Below are 2,945 nucleotides of genomic sequence, written 5' to 3'. Positions count from 1 at the left end.
AGCTAATTGGTTCATATTTAACACCCCTTTGTTTTTGATACTAAAATCTTACTTGCAAAGTATCAAAAGGTCTATCCATTATTATGCGAATATAGGTGGAATCATTATAACTTGCGATTTTCTAACATCCCAGGCTCGAAAAAACATTCAGTTTTTCCTTGTTGATGATGTTCGTCAAATTACTATTTATCTGTATCTCTCATATAAATAATTTTTATTTAAGATTAACTTATTATCATAAATTATAGCATATTTTGTAAACACTGTATCATTCAAACTTAAAAGATTATTTAATTCGTAATTTATTTGAATTGCGACATAAAAATGCCGCAAAATTCATTTCTGAATAATACGGCATTTAGAAAAATATTCAATTTTATAGTTTAATTATTAAATAAGAAAATTATTCATCCAATCTGCTCGACAAATTGGAATTTAACTCACTCATATAATTTTATCTTTTCATTTTAATATATTTAGATAATGTCTCTGCTTCTATTGAAACTCCATTCCATGTATTTGTAAGACCAATATCTTCTGGAGAATGCTTTTGATAGCTTCCTTTAATACCTTTAATAGAAACATTCATCTCATCATCAATATTTACAATACTATGTAATGCTTCTTTATATAAAATTAAATCCTTTAAGTATGGATACTTCTTATGTATTTCATTTGAATAATTAAATATTTCTTTACTTCCATGCCATATATAAGAACTTGAATTTAACGTATAATAAAATATATCATTTATTAATTTACAATCACTACCATGGTCATGTCCATTAATACAAAATAATATCTTTCTTTCACTTGAATTTCTATCCTCTAAAACAGCCCTTATTTCTTTTCTATTACTTACGCCACGCTTTTGAAAGTCATTTGATAAGCTTTGATGTGAAATTATTATATAATATTTATCATTATCAGCTAACTCTTTCTTAAGCCACTGTATCTGTACATTAGGTATATAAGGATACTCACCGTTATATTTATTATAATTTCTCTTGCAATATGGAATGACAGTAGTCTTTTTATTAATAAAATTAGCATCTAAAATAATAAATTTTATATTCTCTTTAACAAATGAGTAATAACTTCTCTCAAGATTAAAAAAATCTCTAACTTCATCAATATCAAAATTGTCCGTATTATGATTACCTACTGTAAAGTAACAGGGTAATTCTGAATTTTTAAACTTCTCTAATACTTTTTTATTTTCATTTATTGGATAACATAAATCACCTATATCTATAAGAAAATCAACTTCAGCTTTTTTAGCATAAGTAATAATTTCTTCAACTCTCGTATCTCCATCTGGTATAGCATCATAATGTAAATCTGAAAACATAGCAAATCTCATATACCCACCCCCTAAAACTCATATTTTCTATTTGTATTTTTACTTTTCTATTCCAAATGATTTTGGATATACATTTATTCCTATTGCTCGTCCAAAAGCCATTGCCCATTTGATAAAATTATATGATACTGATGTGATAATATTATTATCTTGAATATATCCCTCTTCTATAGGTTCATTCAAATTATCATTCCAGCCAATCATCATCTCTAAATCTCTCTTTGAAAAACCTTCTTGTAATAAATCTTCTTGATTTACTCCAGCCATAAATCTTTTGTTTTTTAACACACCTGCCTTTAATAATAGTATTGGAGCAATTGAAATAGCACCAATAATCTTATCTTTTTCAGAAAAACTTTTTATAAATTCTATAATACAGTTATCTTCAATAACTTCTCTTATGTCCATAGCTCCTGGAAGTAATAGAGCATCAAACTCTTCTAAATCTACTTCATCTATTGTTTTATCTGCAATAACTTTAATCCCTTCTTCACTACGTATTGGATTTAAAGTTTTAGAAACTATAACAAAAGGCTTTTCTACCATTGCAAGCATCTCTAATGCAACACTTATTTCAAAATTACAAAACTCATCATATATCAATACTGCTACTTTTTTCATATACCATTAGCCCCTTTATTAACTTATTTATCTACTTTTAAAATTAAACAACCTTCTTTAAAAGTAATCGCTAAATTGGAATTTATCAGTTTGTTTGAAATGCAAGAACTTGATCATCATCTTCCAACTGATAAACAACAGGTTTAAATGTTGCCGTTGATTTGTACCATAAATTTACAGCTGGTTTATTCTTCAAACTGAATTTCAATTCCCATTTGCCAGGATATTGTGAAAATACTTTGGCAATTGCCTCTTGTGCAATATCTTTTTTTCTGTAAATTGGAAAGATAGAAAATTCAGCAATCACATAATCAGGCTTTTGATCAATATAAGAATGATTATTTAACATTATAAATCCAACAATCTTACCCTCCCATTTTATGAACAATGCTTTTCGTGTTGGTTCAATAAAATAGTTATCAAAATATCTATATAAATAATTCCCAGTATCATCCAACTCATCATCATAATATTTTGTCATTTCATAAAGATACTTTTGAAAAATATTATACAACATTTCTTTTTCTGATTCTTTAACTAATTGTAATTCAATCAAATCAATCCCACCTTTGTTAATATGGATATTCTGGCATAAGCTCTTTCAATTTTGCCGTTTTTTCATTATTATAAAGTAAAACTTTCACATTTTTGCATCTGCTCCTAATTGCATCATAAATTCTCTACATGCCCCACATGGTGACATTCCACTTTCATCTTTATAAACAGATAATACTTTTTCTACATCATTTTCATTATTCGTAAGCATTGTGGTTAATGAATTTCTTTCTGCACACATCCCTAATGAACTACTTATATCAATACATATTCCAGTATAAATATTTCCTTTTTTTATTAAAATGTCAGTGGCTACACTGCCAACATACATTTATATGATAGTTTAATTAATATTTTATAATTTTTGTATTTATGTTTTATTATCTTATACTAACTCCTTCATTTT

Annotated in this window: 4 protein-coding genes; all 4 read right to left on the bottom strand. The window is 26.6% G+C overall.

The genetic code is table 11. The features are described 5' to 3' along the window. Positions 1-454 precede the first annotated feature (454 nt). The 4 genes from AZI32_RS16860 to AZI32_RS16845 all read right to left on the bottom strand — a co-directional run bounded on the left by AZI32_RS16860 (position 455) and on the right by AZI32_RS16845 (position 2,870). On the bottom strand, positions 455-1,363 hold the full coding sequence (locus AZI32_RS16860) for a metallophosphoesterase (protein WP_061997106.1): 909 nt from the start codon (positions 1,361-1,363) through the stop codon (positions 455-457). 39 nt (positions 1,364-1,402) lie between these two features. Continuing rightward, positions 1,403-1,984 (bottom strand): DJ-1/PfpI family protein, encoded by a 582-nt coding sequence (locus AZI32_RS16855; RefSeq protein WP_061997104.1) that lies wholly within the window; start codon positions 1,982-1,984, stop codon positions 1,403-1,405. An 85-nt stretch (positions 1,985-2,069) separates the two neighbouring features. Further along, on the bottom strand, positions 2,070-2,540 hold the full coding sequence (locus AZI32_RS16850; RefSeq protein ID WP_061997102.1) for a GNAT family N-acetyltransferase: 471 nt from the start codon (positions 2,538-2,540) through the stop codon (positions 2,070-2,072). Between the two features lie 84 nt (positions 2,541-2,624). Continuing rightward, positions 2,625-2,870, bottom strand: coding sequence for a cytidine deaminase (locus AZI32_RS16845; protein ID WP_061997100.1), 246 nt, complete (start codon positions 2,868-2,870; stop codon positions 2,625-2,627). Between the last annotated feature and the right edge of the window lie 75 nt (positions 2,871-2,945).

The organism is Clostridium sp. ATCC 25772 (assembly GCF_001573875.1).
Taxonomy (GTDB): domain Bacteria; phylum Bacillota; class Clostridia; order Clostridiales; family Clostridiaceae; genus Clostridium_J; species Clostridium_J senegalense.
This window is presented reverse-complemented; position numbering and strand designations above follow the sequence as displayed.